Genomic DNA, 17,376 nt, shown 5'->3' with positions numbered 1-17,376 from the left:
CTCATTCGTGATCGCAATCGTCGTGGCCTTCACAAGCCTCTCCGCCATTTTTCATGCCAGAGCCTGTCTCACCCAACAATACATCTCCACCTGTAGAAATAATAATTTCATCAGTTACGGTATTAGAAATGGTTGAAGCAATGATCTGAAGTAATTCATTCACTTCCAATTGTGATTGTTTGAAATCCTGAACGACAGGAATTTCATCCAACTCTTGCTCTATAGAAGTAATTTTATCTTCTACCTTTTTCAACGCTTCCGGTTTTCCGTAATGCTGCAGGTTGACGGCCTGTTTTTGCAATCCTTTAATGTCAGCAATCATTGTATGAACTTTTTTATTATCATTTAATTGAGCTTCTGCTCGTTTGAAAAAATCCACTTCATCTGTCTCGGCAATCATGCGTGCTAAATCCACAGCACGTGCAACGATATCGTCTTTTGTATAGTTTGCCACTTTACTGCACCTCTACTGGTTCTAATTCTTCAACCATTTCTCCGTTTAATGACCATGTTTTTGCTTGGGTAATTTTTACTTTCACAATTTTTCCAATCGCTGTTTTTGGAGCCACAAAGTTTACTAGCTTACTCTTTGATGTGTACCCAGCAAGGACGTCAGGGTTGTTCTTACTCTCCCCTTCGACAAGAACATCAACAATTTGACCTTCATGTTTTTTCATTGCTTCTAATGACATTTCATTAACAAGCGCATTTAAACGCTGCAATCGTTCTTTCTTCACTTCTAACGGAACATTATCCTCCATTTTTGCTGCAGGAGTACCTTCCCTTGGGGAGTAAATAAATGTATATGCTAATTCATAACCCACTTCACGATAGAGTGACATGGTCTCTTCAAACTGTTTGTCCGTTTCGTTTGGGTAACCCACAATAATATCGGTTGTTAAAGCGACATTAGGAATGGCCGCTTTTATTTTTCTAACAAGCTCTAAATATTGTTCTCTTGTATACTTACGAGCCATAATTTTTAATACATCTGTCGAACCAGATTGAACTGGCAAATGGATATGATCCATTAGGTTTCCACCTTTAGCAAGAACTTCAATCAGACGATCGTCAAAGTCACGCGGATGGCTGGTTGTAAAACGAATCCTTGGTATATCAATTTTGCGTAAATCATCCATTAGCTCGCCAAGTCCGTAATTAACGCCCTCTAAGTCTTTCCCATAAGCATTTACGTTTTGACCAAGCAGTGTGACTTCCTTGTAGCCCTGTGCTGCCAGCTGACGTACTTCCTGGATAATTTCCTCAGGCCGACGGCTTCGTTCCTTCCCACGCGTGAAAGGTACAATACAGTACGTACAGAATTTATCACAGCCATACATAATGTTGACCCATGCTTTAATCTTGCCACGGCGTACTTTTGGAAGGTTCTCAATAACATCGCCTTCCTTCGACCATACCTCAACAACCATTTCCTTTGACATATATGCTTCATGCAAAATATTTGGTAAGCGGTGAATATTATGGGTACCAAAAATCATATCAACCTGATGATAGGTTTTTAGAATCTTATTGACTACGGATTCTTCCTGGGACATACATCCACAAACACCAATAAGTAAGTCAGGTCGTTCCAATTTTAGGGATTTTAAATGACCAAGTTCACCGAACACTTTGTTCTCAGCGTTCTCACGAATGGCACACGTATTTAATAAAATGACGTTAGCATTCGTCACACTGTCGGTAGGTTCATATCCTAATGCTAAAAATATCCCTGCCATAACTTCTGTATCATGTTCGTTCATTTGACAGCCATACGTCCGAATATAAAACTTACGACCCTCGCCCATGCCGCGGAATTCTTCAGAAATCGCAAAATCATTATGATATTTCACTTCTTCTTTTCCGCGTTTTTTTGCTTCTGTTAATGAAGGTGCTGTAATTACTTGTTCAAAGTATTTGCTGTAATCCTTGGCGGATTTTTTGTCCGAAGAATTAGCAGACTCTACTTGTTGACCTTCTAATCGTTGCTCTTCATTCATTTGTTCATAAAACCCCTTTCTTTTAAAATAACATAGTAGCTTTTTTAGATTTAATTATGATATTTTTCGTGTGCTCAATAAAGATTTGGAGCAATATTCTTTATCTGCACATTACTATAGTATAAAGGTTTACCTGTTTGAAGACAATAAAAAATCCCGGGGAACTATGAATTCCTCGGGATTTTGGATTTCTTATTTACATAAACTCGGCAACTAATTTATCGAAGTGTGCTTGATCAAGGTTTAGGTCTGAATCTACCAACGGTTCTTCAGAGTAATCAGTAAGTAACTCTTGATAAGAAGGACGCTCCGTGTTTTGGTAAATTAGGCCAGTAACTAAGCCGTTATGCTTCATTAATGTCTGCATCGCCATTTCACGGTTAGATGCATCATAACCTTCAACATCACTTAGCTTCGTTAGGTTTTCTTTAAACCAATCATAGGTGTTAACCTTATTATAGGTTACACATGGGCTGAATACATTAATTAAAGAGAAACCTTTGTGATTTAAACCAGCTTCAATTAAGGCAGTCAGGTCTTTTAAATCTGTTGAAAAACTTTGTGCAACAAATGTTGCGCCAACTGTTAATGCCAATTCCATCGGGGAAATCGATTGTTCGATAGATCCCATCGGTGTAGATTTTGTTTTAAATCCAACTGCCGAACGTGGAGATGTTTGTCCCTTTGTTAAACCATAAATTTGGTTATCCATAACGATATAAGTAATATCTACATTACGGCGAATCGCATGAATCGTATGTCCCATCCCGATGGCATATCCGTCACCGTCACCACCAGAAGCGATAACAGTTAAATCGCGATTAGCCATTTTTACACCTTGGGCAATCGGTAGTGAACGTCCATGGATTCCGTGGAAGCCATAGGCATTGATATAACCAGAGATCCGTCCAGAACAACCAATCCCGGAAATTACTGCTAAATTTTCCGGTAATAAACCAACATTTGCCGCCGCACGCTGCATTGCCGCTTGTACGGAGAAGTCGCCACAGCCAGGGCACCAGTTCGGTTTTACATCATTTCGAAAGTCTTTAAAAGTGGCCATTTAGAACAACTCCTTACATTTTGAATGAACTTCGTGAGGCAGGAATGGATTTCCATCATATTTAAGATATTTAGTAATTTTTTCTGCATGACCGACATTCATTTTCATAATATTCGCTAATTGTCCAGTTGCATTGTTTTCCACTACAATTACTTTTTTCGCAGAACGAACAAGTGGAAGTACTTCGTCCGATGGGAATGGATGAATTAAGCGAATTTGTGCATGATTTACTTTCAAGCCGTCTTTTTCTAAGCGAGTCATTGCTTCTTCGATTGCTCCGCGAGTTGAGTTAAATCCAACGATTAATAAATCTGCATCCTCATGTGGTGCATTTTTATAAACAGGTGTGTTAAAGCGGATATTTTCAACCTTACGGAAACGTTTATCCATTTGCGCATTCCGGTTTGCTGCAGATTCAGACGGTTTACCAGTTTCAGCGTGCTCAACACCTGTAACATGGTGAATACCATTTTTCATTCCAGGAATCGAACGAGGTGAAACACCATCCTCTGTTACTTCATAGCGCTTGAAATAGCCTTTGTTTTCAATTTCAGGAAGTTCTTCAGTTACTAATTTACCACGTCTAATTTCAACTTTAGAAACATCCAGTGGTTCTACTGTTTGTTTTCCTAAAGATAGTTGAAGATCGGATAAAACAATGACAGGACATTGATACTCTTCAGCAAGGTTGAACGCTTCAGCAGTATCATAGAAAGCCTCTTGTACAGTACTTGGAGCCATAACGATTTTCGGAATTTCACCATGTGTACCATAAATCATTGCCATTAAGTCTGACTGCTCTTGTTTGGTTGGTAAACCAGTTGATGGACCACCGCGTTGTGTGTCAACAATAACAAGCGGTGTTTCTGTAATACCAGCTAGTCCAATTGCTTCCATTTTCAATGATAAGCCAGGACCTGAAGATGCTGTAATTGCCCGAACACCGCCGTAGCTTGCGCCAATGGTCATTGTCGCAGCTGCGATTTCATCTTCTGTTTGAATAACCGTCCCACCAACAGCAGGTAATTTCTTAATCAAATATTCCATGATATCTGAAGCAGGTGTGATTGGATATGCCGCCATGAAACGGCAGCCGGCAGCAAGTGCACCTAAGGCAATCGCATCATTTCCAATCATAAACATGCGGCGTTTACCATCTGCTTTTTCAAGGACCATGGTTGGAACATTTGCATCCATTTTTTCTTTCATATAATCAAAGCCAGCTTGGATGGCTTCCATGTTTTTCGCAACAACTTTGTCGCCCTTTTTGCCAAAAATCTCACGAACTACTACTTCAAATACATGAATATCTAAGTCTAATACCGCAGAAGTTGCCCCGATTGCAACCATGTTTTTCATTAAAGAAGTTCCCAATTCAGTAGCAATCTCGGTAAATGGAACCGAATACAATGATGCTTCTGTATCTTCTGGTTTCTTTGGATTGAATTTGGAGTCAGCAAGGATTACGCCTTTGCTATGAAGCTCTTTGTAATTTACATCAATAGTTTCTTGGTCAAACGCTACAAGGATATCGAGATCATCAGAAATAGAACGAACTTCTGTCGTACTTACTCTGATTTTATTGTTTGTATGGCCGCCTTTAATACGTGATGAAAAGTGACGATAACCATACAGGTAATATCCTAGGCGATTCAGTGCGATAGCAAAGATTTCCCCAGTACTTTCAATACCTTCCCCTTGTTGTCCGCCAACTTTCCACGAAAGTTGATTGATCATGACTACACCCCTTTGGATATGTAAAAAATAAGTAGTTTGAATCATTTCTAAGTGTAGCACTTTTCCAAGTAAATCTCTAACCTCCATGTTAACGCTTTAAAGGCTAAAAGATTTGAACAAGGATATGTACTAAACGCTTACAATTCTAGACCTATGCACAAAAAATTGCAACCCTTTAGAGTAAATTTTTGTCTAAAATATGAATATTTTTTTATTATTTAGAATTAGTGATTTTCCCTTCAGGAAAAACCAATCAAATACTTGCTTTTAAATACATTCTACCGCTGTTTTTCCTTTTTTTTCGCCATTTTATTTAAATACTTTTTAACGCTTTCTTATATATCAAAATAGTATTTTAATAACCAAAAAACCCGCTTGTATAAAACAAGCAGGCAGGATAAATTCCTTTTTGTATATACCCGTGTAAATAATCTATCTCTTTCAACGAGGTTCTACAATTAACTTTATAGCTGTGCGTTCTTCTCCGTCAATTAAAATATCGGTAAACGCTGGGACACAGATCAAATCAACTCCACTAGGTGCCACAAATCCTCGAGCAATCGCTACTGCCTTAACGGCTTGATTTAATGCACCCGCACCAATCGCCTGTATCTCTGCTGTACCTCTTTCACGCAGAACCCCCGCAAGCGCACCAGCTACAGAATTAGGATTAGATTTTGCTGAAACTTTTAATATATCCATTTCTAGCTCCTCCTTAGAAAATCCCGATTCCGCATGAGCAGTTTCATGAACAAATCAGGTTATAACATTCCACTGCTACTATATTCAGTTGCGAAAAGACATATTCCGGCTTGGACAAAAAAAGTAAAAAACCTTCCAATGGAAGGTTTTTTAACTGTAAAACGGATGGTCATCATTTATTAATAATGGCATCATCTTTTTGGTAAAACCTGTTTTACGATCTAGTTCTATAACCACAGCACTTAACTGATTTCTTCCTGATGTCGGAACCTCAAAACGGACTGGCAGGCTAGTTAGAAACCTTTTAAGGACTGCTTCTCTCTCCACACCAAGAATGCCATCATACGGCCCTGTCATGCCCACATCAGATAAATACCCCGTGCCGCCTGGTAATACTCTATTGTCTGCTGTTTGGACATGCGTATGGGTCCCAACAACGGCTGAAACTCTTCCATCCAAATACCACCCCATCGCCTGCTTTTCACTTGTAACTTCTGCGTGAAAGTCAACAAAAATAAATGGGGTTCTTGCCTTGGCAATTTCAACTAATTCATCGGCCTTTCTAAAAGGGCAATCCAATGGAGCCATAAATGTCCGGCCCTGCAGATTTATGACCGCAACTTCTAAATCGTTAATTTTGAAAAAAGCCAAACCTTTACCTGGAGTTCCCTCCGGAAAATTTGCTGGTCTTACCATATTTTTCGCAGTATCGATAAATTCAAAAATTTCTCGATTATCCCAAGTATGATTTCCCAGTGTAACAGCTTGTGCCCCATATCCCAAAAATTCTCGATAGATTTTTTCTGTAATCCCCTTCCCGCCTGCCGCATTTTCTCCATTTATAATGGTAAAATGCGGGCGATACTTTTCTTTTAATTTAGGTAAATATTCCTTAACCATGTCACGGCCCGGTGAACCGACGACATCACCGATAAAAAGTAGATTCATTTTCTTCCCTTTCATATTGAAAAATTAATTTAGTTTAAATTGTATCACATTTCGCCTCGATTTAATCATTAGCGTATTTCCAATAAATAAAGCGGTGCTTTCGCACCGCTTTATTTTGCGTATTCTACAGCCCGTGTCTCACGAATGACTGTCACTTTAATGTGCCCTGGATAATCAAGTTCTTCTTCAATACGCTTACGAATATCGCGTGCTAATCGATGTGCAGCAAGATCATCAACCGCATCTGGTCTTACGATAATACGCACCTCACGTCCTGCCTGGATAGCAAAGGATTTCTCAACACCTTCATAAGACTCTGAAATCTCTTCCAGCTTTTCTAAACGACGGATATAGTTCTCAAGTGTCTCACTTCGTGCACCAGGTCTTGCAGCTGATAAAGCGTCAGCTGCTGCGACTAGAACAGCGATTATAGATGTCGGCTCTGTATCTCCATGGTGTGATGCAATACTATTGATTACTACTGGATGTTCCTTGTATTTTGTAGCAAGTTCTACCCCGATTTCGACGTGGCTTCCTTCTACTTCATGGTCAATTGCTTTACCAATATCATGGAGAAGACCTGCACGACGAGCTAGTGTTTCGTCTTGACCAAGTTCGGCAGCAAGTAAGCCCGAAAGCTGTGCCACTTCTACTGAATGCTTTAATACGTTTTGTCCGTAGCTTGTACGGAACTTCAAGCGGCCAAGAATTTTGATAAGATCCGGATGGAGTCCATGAACACCCACTTCAAATGTGGTTTGCTCACCAACTTCACGGATATACTCATCCACTTCGCGGCGTGATTTTTCTACCATTTCCTCAATTCGTGCTGGATGGATTCGACCGTCTTGGACTAACTTCTCAAGTGCCAAACGGGCTGTTTCCCGACGAATAGGGTCGAATCCTGATAGAATAACAGCTTCAGGAGTATCATCAATAATCAAATCAATTCCTGTTAGCGTTTCAAGCGTACGGATATTTCGTCCTTCACGGCCAATAATCCGGCCCTTCATTTCGTCATTTGGAAGGTTGACGACAGATACAGTCGTTTCCGCCACATGGTCAGCAGCGCAACGCTGGATTGCCAGCGAAAGGATTTCTTTCGCTTTCTTGTCGGCTTCCTCTTTCGCACGGTTTTCGCTTTCCTTAATCATTATCGCTGTATCATGGGTGAGTTCCTGCTCCATTTTGTCAATAATGATCGACTTAGCTTCCTCGCGTGTTAAGCTCGAAATTCGTTCGAGTTCAGTTTTTTGTTTCCTTACCAACTCGTCCACTTTGCTTTCCATCTCTTCAATATGCTGTTGTCTTTGGGTTAGAGAATCTTCCTTCTTATCTAAAAGATTTTCACGCTTATTTAACGTCTCCTCTTTTCGATCTAAATTCTCTTCTCTTTGCAGTAAACGGTTTTCTTGTTTTTGCATTTCATTTCTTCGTTCACGAACTTCACGTTCTGCTTCTGTCCGAAGCTTGTGAATTTCATCCTTTGCTTCCAGCAAAGCTTCTTTTTTTAATGAATCAGCATCACGTTTAGCATCTTCAAGAATCTGCTCAGCAGCATTCTTTGCTCCTGCTACTTTTGCATCAGCAATGGATTTATGAACAAAATAGCCAACAACGGCACCGACGATAAGGCCAAGCAAAATGGAGGCGATTGTTATTAGGTCCATCGTTACACCTCCTCTTGCTATGAACTTTTGTTACGTTTTTTAAGTGTCGGCATGTTTAGACTCAACATACAGCAAGCACCAGGGCTTTTCGCATTGTAATATTACCAAAAATGTAAAATATACATGTTAATTGTAAAGGGGGGAATATTCATTGTCAAGGCTTAGTCCAATAAGCTTTTTGAAATATTTAGAATTGGACATTATTTAATCATGTAATGGCTTGATTAAAATGTATATTAATAAAAATAATTGTGTTAATATACATTTTGATAAAAAGAGCAAAACCATAATTTGGCTTTGCTCTTTTTCTTTAATCAATTAATTCAAAATGTTCATCGTCATCGGTTTCGGTAACTATTTTTTCGCCATCTAAACCATAATGCTCACGGATTTTCGATTGAATTTCGAGGCGAATATGTGGGTTTTCCTTTAAGTACAGCTTTGCGTTTTCACGGCCTTGACCAATTCTTACATCGTTATAAGAATACCATGAACCGCTCTTTTGAACGATATCTAAGTCGGAGCCTAGATCAATAATCTCGCCTTCCTTAGAAATCCCTACACCATACATTATATCTACCTCCGCAGTACGAAATGGCGGAGCAACCTTATTCTTTACAATTTTAATTTTTGTTTTATTCCCCACTATTTCAGTTCCTTGCTTCAACGCTTCCGAACGGCGTACTTCAATACGGACTGTTGAATAAAACTTTAGTGCACGACCACCAGGTGTGGTTTCGGGGTTCCCAAACATAACTCCAATTTTTTCACGGATTTGGTTAATAAAGATAGCGATTGTCTTAGACTTGTTAATGGCTCCAGATAGTTTACGAAGTGCTTGAGACATCAAGCGAGCTTGTAAACCCATATGAGAATCTCCCATTTCGCCTTCAATTTCCGCTTTTGGAACTAATGCTGCTACTGAGTCGACTACAATAATATCAATTGCACCACTTCGTACTAATGCTTCGGCGATTTCAAGCGCTTGTTCACCCGTATCAGGCTGTGATAATAATAACTCATCAATATTAACACCCAATTTTTGAGCATACGTTGGGTCAAGGGCATGTTCTGCATCAATAAATGCTGCTTGTCCGCCATTTGCTTGGACTTCAGCAATCGCATGCAAGGCTACCGTTGTTTTACCAGAGCTCTCAGGGCCATAAACTTCGATAATACGACCTTTCGGATATCCACCCACTCCAAGTGCTGCATCAAGTGCTAAAGAGCCACTCGGGCTCGTTAAAATCCTCGTATCCGTTTTTTCTCCCATTTTCATGACGGAGCCTTTACCAAATTGCTTTTCGATTTGCTTTAACGCCATCTCTAGGGCCGCTTTACGATCACTCACGAATCATTTCCTCCTTTATATATAAACAAAAGCTAATTGCCACAATCTATCAAATTAAAACCTATTAATAATATAACCTTTTTTCGTTTATTTGTCGAGTAAAAAAACGAACGTCCATTCGATTTGTTTCCGAACATTATTAATGCAATAACGTGAAGTTCCCCCAGCCTTTTGTATTTTTTCAAGATATTACTGTCCGAAAAAGGTTGGTTTCCCCCTTTTTCAGATTTCTTCCATTAATAAAAAAAATCACAGAATACTAAATAGTATTCTGTGACTCTTTTAAATGTCGAAGCAGGAAATAGCAGCCATATTTCACGGCACGGTTCCGGTTTGCTTCCCTCGTTCCACCAAGGGTAAGTTTTTCGACAATCGAGGGTTTTCCCTTGATAGCTATCCCAATATAAACAGTTCCGACGGGGTTGCCTTCTAGCTCTTCCGGACCTGCAACGCCGGTGAAACTAATCCCAATATCGGTTTTGAAGAGCCTTGCTGCATTTTCTGCCAGCTCTATTGCACATTGTTCACTTACAGCGCCATATTTTTCAAGCGTTTCTTGGTTCACTTGTAATATCTGCTTTTTTACATCATTCGAATAACAAACAACCCCGCCTTTATAGAAGGCACTGGCACCAGGAATGGACGTTATTTCCGTTTGAAATAACCCTCCTGTTAAACTCTCGGCTGCCGTAATCGTTACGTTTCTTTCTTTTAAACTTTTCGTCAACTCTTCCAACAGCGATGTGTTGTCATAGCCATAAAAAAATGGGCCGACACGCTGATTTATCGTATTTTCCACCTCATCAAGCATGGCATGTGCCTTATCTTCATCCTTATTTTTTGCGGTCAGCCTTAAAGTAACCTCTCCATCACCTGCAAGCGGAGCAATCGTTGGATTGGTTTGCGCATCAATTAAATCGATAATTTCCGTTTCCAGTGCAGCTTCACCAATTCCAAAAAAACGTAACACTCTCGAGACAATTTTCTCGTTAGCCTGATGATGGTCTGCAAGCGCCTTTGCACCGTACTGAAGGAACATTGGTTCCATTTCCTTAGGCGGTCCTGGTAAAAGCATAAAGGTATGTTCAGCGCTCACCAGCGCCATCCCAGGAGCCATCCCATGGTCATTAGGAAGAATATGTGAGCCTTCTAACACCAGCGCCTGCTTTCGGTTGTTTTCCGTCATAACCCGGTTTGTCCGCCTGAAAAAGAGCTCAATCGATGCTAATGCCATTTCGTCCATGACGAGTTCTTTTCCAAGGTGACGTGCAATCGTTTCCTTTGTCAAATCATCCTTCGTTGGGCCAAGTCCGCCAGTAAAAATAATGATTTTTGCCCGTTTTTCAGCGATATCAATGGCTGACTTAAGTCTGTCAGGATTATCGCCAACAACCGTATGAAAATATACATCAATGCCAAGTCCGGCTAGTTGCTGGGACAAAAAACGGGCATTCGTATTAACAATTTGTCCAAGCAATAATTCTGAACCAACAGCAATAATCTCAGCGTTCATCCCAATTACCCCCCTTTGATAACAAAGTAAAATTAAGCTTATTTTGAATTCTTTAGGACGTGACTATTTTTCGCAAAATAATCCCAGCCAGACCATACCGTAAAAAATAAGGCTACCCATAATGACAGAACATCAAATCGAAATGGAATCATTGCAAAAATAATATTATGTAACAAAAGCACTGAAATGGCGATAATCTGCGTCCATGTTTTAATTTTGCCAAGCATGTTAGCTGCGACAACTTCACCTTCACCTGCAAGCAAAAGGCGCAGACCCGTTACCGCAAACTCTCGGCTAATAATAGCAATGACGATCCATGATGGTGCATAGACATCATTAAGCTCAACAAGAACAATCAGTGCCGCCGAGACGAGCAATTTATCGGCAAGCGGATCAAGGAATTTCCCCATATTAGTGACTAGGTTATATTTTCGGGCATAATGACCATCAACCCAATCGGTTGACGAGGCGATAATAAAAATCAACGCTCCGACAAAATGGGTAACTGGAAGGTCTGTCCCAAGAAGATGCATACTGCCCCATTCGAAGGGTGCCAGCATAATAATCAAGAATATGGGAATTAATAGTATTCTTGATACTGTTATTCTGTTTGGAATATTCATAATCTTCCTCCGTGTAATTATTGAAAGCGAAAATAGCCATCAACTGATGACTATTCGTTTTTCAGAACATATTGAATCTTTATGTTCTGAACATTTGCAGTCGCTGGCACTGCGTACTCAAGCTTTTCGTCATTCACATAAATTTCAGTATCCGCCGCGTTACCAATCCTAATGGCAGCCATGCTTTCTGCAGATAAATCTTCTGTATGGCTATCGGTGGCACTAGGAGCAGTTGAAAGTGTCCCCTGAAAGAAGGATTTCCCCTTGCCATTTTTAATACTAACCCAAGTTTGTCCTTTTGAAACCAATTTCACAACAAATTTATCGGCGTTTTTTAAGGTATAGGTAGAATTATTTCCACCGCTTTGGACTCCCGCCAACTCTTGTTTCGGTGTTTCTACAATTGGAGTCTGTTTCTCCTCCTGCTTTAGATTCTCTTTTTCTTTATTGGTGTCATTCTTTTTATCATTTGCTTTAGCGTCTTCTGCTTTTTCATTGGTAAAAAGTTTTACTGGATCATTTCCTTGACTTGCAGCGTCATTGGAATTACTTCCCGCATGGTTATAAACAAAATAATAGACAATACTGGCTACGCCAATCACAAAAACAGCTATTAATATTTTGGGGAGGACATCAAAGATTTTTGAATTTCCTTCCGTAATCGTTTTGTGTGTTTTCACTCTTGATAATTGCTGCGGTAATTCCTCATTATAGCTGGCAGGGATTTCGTTTTTATAGGTTTCAAAAATTTCATCGGGATTGAGGCTTAGAGCCTCTGCATACTGCTTGATAAAGGCCCGCACATAAAAATTACCCGGCATACTGGAATAGTTTCCCTCTTCAATGCCAGTTAAATAGCGTTTTTGAATCTTTGTCAAGATTTGTACATCATCCAAGCTTAATCCATTTGCTTCTCGGGCTTCCTTAAGTCGATTCCCTAATTCAGTCACTTGTAACACCTTCCAATTTTTTAAAAATCAAAATCTCCAAAATCAGACCCGGAGAATAAATTATTTTGTTCGACAACGTCATATGTAATGATTTCTTCAGCGTCGTTCCTTAACTCGATGATATAATCAAAATCATCAAGTGTGTACTCCGAGTTTTGCACGAAAATATCAGGGTGCTCCACTACTTTAACAGAAGGCAAACGCATGATCTCTCTTACAAGCTGCCAGTGACGCTCGTTTGCTCGTCTTGTTGAAACAATTCCATCAAGAATAAACAAATTATTTTCGTTGTATTCATCTTCAATCAGCTGATTTCGAATGGTTTGTTTTAGAAGGGTGGAAGAAACAAATAACCAGCGTTTATTTGCACAAACACTTGCTGCCACAAGCGATTCTGTTTTGCCAACACGCGGCATTCCACGAATACCAATCAGCTTATGTCCCTCTTGTTTAAATAATTCTGCCATAAAATCAACTAATAATCCAAGCTCATCCCTCACAAAACGGAAGGTCTTTTTGTCATCGGCGTCCCTTTGAATATATCGCCCGTGTCTGACTGCAAGTCTGTCGCGCAGCTTCGGCTCTCTAAGTTTGATTAGTTTTATTGTATCCATCGTATGTAAAATTGACTCTAATCGTTTAATTTGGTCATCATCTTTTGCTAAAATGAGCAAGCCGCGTCTTCCTTCATCGACGCCATTAATTGTAACAATATTAATAGAAAGCATTCCCAAGAGGGACGAAATGTCGCCTAGTAAACCCGGACGGTTTTTTTGAATCTCATATTCTAAATACCATTCTTTTTTCATGATACCCCCCTAAAGAAGTTTCGACATTTTTTTCACCTATCTATATCTAAACTTTATAATAAATGATTTTCAATGAAGATGAAAGTAAAAACAAAGATAATCCGTCATTTATCAGGATTGATCTGCATTTTGGAATATAAAAAGAGAGGAGATTCCTCCTCTCTTTTAGCTGCCACCATTATTTTGAATAAGTTTAACCATAATATTCGCAATAGCCTGCTGTTCTTGTTTGTCCGCAACGGACCAGAGATCAGAAAGAATTCTCTCTTGTTCATTTTTAGGCTCCACTTGGTTTGCTAAATAATCGCCAATTTGAAAGGCCAGGTTACTAACGGCGCCCTCACTCATACCTTCATTTTGAGCATGATGGAGACGATCAGCTAGAAAGTCCTCCCATTGTTTCCAGTTATCTAAAACAGACATTGTATTACCTCCTTTAGAATAGTACAAGGTTATTTTGCGAAGAATACACTTGAACTATACAAAAGAATTTAAGAAATTTATGTATACCAGCCGCCATTTATGGCTAGGACTTGTCCGGTAATATAGGAGGACTCATCGGACAACAAAAAGGCGACTCCACTCGCTATTTCTTCGGGGAGACCAAGTCTGCCCATCGGAATTTCAAAAGAAATCTGGTCCACTTCCTCTTTCGTAAAACCATCCATCATTGGGGTGGCTACAGCGCCTGGGGCAATCGCATTAACACGTATCCCATTTAACGCTGTTTCTTTACTTAGCGCCTTAACAAAGGAGATCTGTGCGCCCTTTGCTGTTGAATAAGCAACCTCACAGGCAGCACCTGTTTGACCCCAAATAGATGTAACCACAACAATATTACCTGTGCCCTTATTAAGTAATTTCGGAAGCAGTTCTTTTGTCATCATTAAAGGGCTTAAAACGTGAACGTTCAATAAAGATGCTGCTTCTTCATGAGTTAAATCGACAAGAAGGCCATAATGACTGTTTCCGCCGCAATGGATGATGGCATCTAAAGAAAAGATTTGTGAACAAAGTGCTTTGTATCCATTTAGATCTGCCAAATCAGCATGAATCGGCACATACTCACCGCCATAGGACTGAAGTTTGCTCATTAAACCTTTAATGGACTGCTCATTTTTATTGTAATGTAAATAAAGATTGTATCCCTTTGCGGCTAAGTTACAGGCAATCGCTTGCCCAATCCCGCCGCTTGCTCCTGTTATCAGTGCATATTTCTTCATTTTCCCACTCTCTCTCTAAGCAATACGGAGAAAAAGCGCCGAGGTAAGCGGCGCTTCTCTAATTTCTGTTTCTACTATTTCTTAGGAACGACTTGGCAAACTGAAAAGCGTTCTTCGGAAATAACTTCAGCGGCAAGTGATTGAATATCCATTAAGGTAATCTTTTCTAGGGTGGGAACGACATCAAAAAGGTTCATTTCATTAAACGCATAACGGGTAAATTGATTGGCTATATATTCAGGTGAATTTACAGCCCGTAAAAAACCGCCTATTTTCTTCTTTTTTGCTCTTTCTAATTGTTCCTCACTAAATCCGTTTTTGTTTTTTGCATCTAAAAGCATTCTCTCAAGCTTTTCAGCAAGTTTGCTCGGTTCACTTGTATCTCCGCCAATCATTGCAAAGCCAAAACCTTGTTCCTGCGTGTAATCATACGAAAAGGTTTCATCGATAAGGCCTTCATTATAGAGTTGATTATAATTTTCCGAGCTTTTACCAAACAATAAATCGAGCAGTACATTCATGGTCAGCTCACTTTTCAATAAATCTGTGCCGCTTTGATCGACGTGAAGCGCTTTAATGCCAACAAGGGATTTAGATGTCTGGACATTCATTTCAAGCACTTGCTTCTTTTCCGCAGCTTGCGCAGGCTCTGCCTCAAATTTACGTTTAATTTCAGGTTGGTCCTTATATTCCTTCTTTGACTGGTTGTCTCTTACCTGATTCATAATCTTTTCAGGTTCAACAGGCCCAACAATAAATAACAGCATATTGCTCGGATGGTAAAAGGTATTGTAACACTCATAAAGCCATTCTTTGGTAATATGTGAAATGGACTCGATTGTCCCGGCAATATCGATTTTTACTGGATGATTTTGATATAAGTTTTGGATTAATCCAAAATATAAGCGCCAATCAGCATTATCCTCATACATGGTAATTTCTTGGCCGATGATCCCTTTTTCCTTTTCAACAGTTTTTTCGGAAAAATAAGGCTCTTGAACAAAATCAATCAGTGTTTCTAGGTTTTTTTCCACATCAGATGTACTTGAAAATAAATAGGCTGTTCGGGTAAATGATGTAAAGGCATTCGCAGAAGCTCCTTGCCGGCTAAATTGCTGAAAGACATCGCCATCTTCCTTTTCAAAAAGTTTATGCTCTAAAAAGTGGGCAATCCCATCAGGTACCTTGACATACTCGTCTTTTCCCAATGGAACAAAGGTATTGTCTACAGATCCATACTTTGTCGTAAAGGTGGCATACGTTTTATTAAAGCCTTTCTTTGGCAAAATATAGACATTTAATCCATTAGGCAATTTTTCATGGTAAAGCTCTTCCTGAAGCTGCTCAAAGCTAATCGTCTCCATTATTGGCCACCCTCCGTTCCCGTTAAGAAATAAATCGTATCAAGGGCTATTTTATTGGCAACAGCAACAATTTCTTCCTTCGTTGTGTTTTGCATTTCATTTAGCCATGTTTCAATATTAATATCGGTTTTCGCGACAACATTATGATAAAGAACTTCGGTAATACCTCTTGTCGTATCCAATGTTTCAAGCATCTGATTTTGAATGACTGCTTTTGTTTGCGCTAACTCTTGATCGGTGAAATCCCCTTTTCCCATTGCTTCCATTTGCTCATGAATAATTCCTACCGCCTGATCATAGTTTTTTAAATCAATCCCCGACATCACCATCATCAATCCTTTGTGGCTTTCTAGACGGCTGGCCGCATAATAAGCAAGGCTGGCTTTTTCTCTCACATTTATAAATAACTTAGAATGTGAAAAACCTCCGAAGATGCCATTAAAAACCTGAAGGGCAAAATAATCTTCGTCACCATAAACGATATTTGTTCGATAACCGATATTTAATTTCCCTTGCTTAATATCTTGTTCCTCTTTTACTTCATTAACCTGTACATTTCTGTTTCCTTCTTGTTTAATTATTTCTTTCGGTTTTCTACTTTCAAACTTGAGAAGCTCTCCAGCGAGATTTTTTACTTCTTCTTCGTTCACATCACCAATGACATAAAGGTCCATTTCATCTTCTAAAAAAGCCTTTTGAAAATACTCGTATAAATTTTCAGGATTAATCGTATCCACATCAGCGGCCTCGCCATTTACCTCTAAGGCATATGGCTCGCCCTTACACATTTCTGTAATCAGCCGCACACTGGAGTAGCGCATTTTATCGTCAAAGACGGATTGAATTCTAGATTTAAGTGTCCGCTTTTCTTTTTCTACCGTTTCATGGTCAAATGCAGTTCCATTGATATTAGGACGGGTCAAAATTTCTGTTAATAATTCAAAACCCTTTTTTAATAATGGGCTAGGATCGCTCAAGAATTTTTCATTGGCAATTTCCAACGTGAAACTGATGATATGGTATTCTCCCTTTTTGGCTAAATCAACATAAAACATCGCACCGTACAATTCATCCAGATAGGAACGAAGTGCCGTGGTTGAAGCGTATTTTGCTGAGCTGCTTTGCATTACTTGAGGTAGAAGCGCCCTTTTGGTTACGTCTTCCTTAGTTAAAGGCGCCTTCATTTTCCAAACAAATGTATTCGTTTTGTATTTATCTGTTTCAATCACATGGAGTTTATACCCCTGCATTTCTGTTATTTTTTCTGCAGCATCGTCCATTTACATTCCTCCTTAACTAATAAAGGGTCTCACATTAACAATATGTAACCATTTTTCTTTATATCTTTTCCATCGGGATTAAACCTATACTTCATACTATAATTTGACAAGCTTGTTCAATACAAGCAATTACCCCTTTTTAA

16 protein-coding genes are annotated in these 17,376 nt (G+C 39.4%); all 16 read right to left on the bottom strand.

The features are described from left to right. Position 1 precedes the first annotated feature (1 nt). The 16 genes from BSO02S_RS14945 to yfmF all read right to left on the bottom strand — a co-directional run bounded on the left by BSO02S_RS14945 (position 2) and on the right by yfmF (position 17,233). Positions 2-454, bottom strand: coding sequence for a YlbF/YmcA family competence regulator (locus BSO02S_RS14945; RefSeq protein WP_066068776.1), 453 nt, complete (start codon positions 452-454; stop codon positions 2-4). 1 nt (position 455) lies between these two features. After that, the gene (miaB, locus tag BSO02S_RS14940) at positions 456-2,000 is read right to left on the bottom strand and encodes a tRNA (N6-isopentenyl adenosine(37)-C2)-methylthiotransferase MiaB (protein WP_066068773.1); all 1,545 of its coding nucleotides are present in this window, start codon (positions 1,998-2,000) and stop codon (positions 456-458) included. Between the two features lie 196 nt (positions 2,001-2,196). Beyond that, complete coding sequence (locus BSO02S_RS14935; protein ID WP_066068769.1) at positions 2,197-3,063, bottom strand: 2-oxoacid:ferredoxin oxidoreductase subunit beta; 867 nt, start codon at positions 3,061-3,063, stop codon at positions 2,197-2,199. Further along, positions 3,064-4,800 (bottom strand): 2-oxoacid:acceptor oxidoreductase subunit alpha, encoded by a 1,737-nt coding sequence (locus BSO02S_RS14930; RefSeq protein ID WP_066068766.1) that lies wholly within the window; start codon positions 4,798-4,800, stop codon positions 3,064-3,066. It abuts the gene before it with no gap. 441 nt (positions 4,801-5,241) lie between these two features. Then, positions 5,242-5,502: a stage V sporulation protein SpoVS gene (spoVS, locus tag BSO02S_RS14925; protein WP_066068761.1), complete on the bottom strand. Its 261-nt coding sequence runs from the start codon at positions 5,500-5,502 to the stop codon at positions 5,242-5,244. 150 nt (positions 5,503-5,652) lie between these two features. Then, on the bottom strand, positions 5,653-6,450 hold the full coding sequence (locus BSO02S_RS14920; RefSeq protein ID WP_066068758.1) for a TIGR00282 family metallophosphoesterase: 798 nt from the start codon (positions 6,448-6,450) through the stop codon (positions 5,653-5,655). A 110-nt stretch (positions 6,451-6,560) separates the two neighbouring features. After that, on the bottom strand, positions 6,561-8,120 hold the full coding sequence (rny, locus tag BSO02S_RS14915; protein ID WP_066068755.1) for a ribonuclease Y: 1,560 nt from the start codon (positions 8,118-8,120) through the stop codon (positions 6,561-6,563). Between the two features lie 310 nt (positions 8,121-8,430). After that, on the bottom strand, positions 8,431-9,471 hold the full coding sequence (gene recA / locus BSO02S_RS14910) for a recombinase RecA (protein ID WP_066068754.1): 1,041 nt from the start codon (positions 9,469-9,471) through the stop codon (positions 8,431-8,433). A 259-nt stretch (positions 9,472-9,730) separates the two neighbouring features. Then, on the bottom strand, positions 9,731-10,984 hold the full coding sequence (locus BSO02S_RS14905; RefSeq protein WP_066068751.1) for a competence/damage-inducible protein A: 1,254 nt from the start codon (positions 10,982-10,984) through the stop codon (positions 9,731-9,733). A 38-nt stretch (positions 10,985-11,022) separates the two neighbouring features. Next, positions 11,023-11,607 (bottom strand): CDP-diacylglycerol--glycerol-3-phosphate 3-phosphatidyltransferase, encoded by a 585-nt coding sequence (gene pgsA / locus BSO02S_RS14900; RefSeq protein WP_066068748.1) that lies wholly within the window; start codon positions 11,605-11,607, stop codon positions 11,023-11,025. Between the two features lie 50 nt (positions 11,608-11,657). Next, positions 11,658-12,557 carry a helix-turn-helix domain-containing protein gene (locus tag BSO02S_RS14895; RefSeq protein WP_066068744.1) on the bottom strand — a complete coding sequence of 300 codons (900 nt, stop codon included), beginning with the start codon at positions 12,555-12,557 and terminating at the stop codon, positions 11,658-11,660. A gap of 20 nt (positions 12,558-12,577) precedes the next feature. Then, a complete protein-coding gene (locus BSO02S_RS14890; protein ID WP_066068739.1) occupies positions 12,578-13,369 on the bottom strand; it encodes a DUF3388 domain-containing protein in 792 nt (263 codons plus the stop codon). 162 nt (positions 13,370-13,531) lie between these two features. Continuing rightward, the gene (locus BSO02S_RS14885; protein ID WP_066068736.1) at positions 13,532-13,789 is read right to left on the bottom strand and encodes a DUF3243 domain-containing protein; all 258 of its coding nucleotides are present in this window, start codon (positions 13,787-13,789) and stop codon (positions 13,532-13,534) included. Positions 13,790-13,866: 77 nt separating this feature from the next. Next, positions 13,867-14,589: an elongation factor P 5-aminopentanone reductase gene (gene ymfI, locus BSO02S_RS14880; protein WP_066068734.1), complete on the bottom strand. Its 723-nt coding sequence runs from the start codon at positions 14,587-14,589 to the stop codon at positions 13,867-13,869. 74 nt (positions 14,590-14,663) lie between these two features. Beyond that, the gene (gene yfmH, locus BSO02S_RS14875) at positions 14,664-15,953 is read right to left on the bottom strand and encodes an EF-P 5-aminopentanol modification-associated protein YfmH (protein WP_066068731.1); all 1,290 of its coding nucleotides are present in this window, start codon (positions 15,951-15,953) and stop codon (positions 14,664-14,666) included. Continuing rightward, a complete protein-coding gene (gene yfmF / locus BSO02S_RS14870) occupies positions 15,953-17,233 on the bottom strand; it encodes an EF-P 5-aminopentanol modification-associated protein YfmF (protein ID WP_066068728.1) in 1,281 nt (426 codons plus the stop codon). The genes yfmH and yfmF overlap by 1 nt, the downstream gene beginning before the upstream one ends. Between the last annotated feature and the right edge of the window lie 143 nt (positions 17,234-17,376).

The sequence above is a fragment of the Neobacillus soli NBRC 102451 genome (assembly GCF_001591665.1).
GTDB classification, from domain to species: Bacteria; Bacillota; Bacilli; order Bacillales; family Cytobacillaceae; genus Neobacillus; species Neobacillus soli.
This window is presented reverse-complemented; position numbering and strand designations above follow the sequence as displayed.

Excerpts from the sequence above, each read along its gene's own strand:
- miaB (WP_066068773.1), bottom strand. The coding sequence starts at position 2,000 with ATGAATGAAGAGCAACGATTAGAAGGTCAACAAGTAGAGTCTGCTAAT.
- BSO02S_RS14935 (WP_066068769.1), bottom strand. The coding sequence starts at position 3,063 with ATGGCCACTTTTAAAGACTTTCGAAATGATGTAAAACCGAACTGGTGC.
- BSO02S_RS14930 (WP_066068766.1), bottom strand. The coding sequence starts at position 4,800 with ATGATCAATCAACTTTCGTGGAAAGTTGGCGGACAACAAGGGGAAGGT.
- spoVS (WP_066068761.1), bottom strand. The coding sequence starts at position 5,502 with ATGGATATATTAAAAGTTTCAGCAAAATCTAATCCTAATTCTGTAGCT.
- BSO02S_RS14920 (WP_066068758.1), bottom strand. The coding sequence starts at position 6,450 with ATGAATCTACTTTTTATCGGTGATGTCGTCGGTTCACCGGGCCGTGAC.
- rny (WP_066068755.1), bottom strand. The coding sequence starts at position 8,120 with ATGGACCTAATAACAATCGCCTCCATTTTGCTTGGCCTTATCGTCGGT.
- BSO02S_RS14905 (WP_066068751.1), bottom strand. The coding sequence starts at position 10,984 with ATGAACGCTGAGATTATTGCTGTTGGTTCAGAATTATTGCTTGGACAA.
- pgsA (WP_066068748.1), bottom strand. The coding sequence starts at position 11,607 with ATGAATATTCCAAACAGAATAACAGTATCAAGAATACTATTAATTCCC.
- BSO02S_RS14885 (WP_066068736.1), bottom strand. The coding sequence starts at position 13,789 with ATGTCTGTTTTAGATAACTGGAAACAATGGGAGGACTTTCTAGCTGAT.
- ymfI (WP_066068734.1), bottom strand. The coding sequence starts at position 14,589 with ATGAAGAAATATGCACTGATAACAGGAGCAAGCGGCGGGATTGGGCAA.
- yfmH (WP_066068731.1), bottom strand. The coding sequence starts at position 15,953 with ATGGAGACGATTAGCTTTGAGCAGCTTCAGGAAGAGCTTTACCATGAA.
- yfmF (WP_066068728.1), bottom strand. The coding sequence starts at position 17,233 with ATGGACGATGCTGCAGAAAAAATAACAGAAATGCAGGGGTATAAACTC.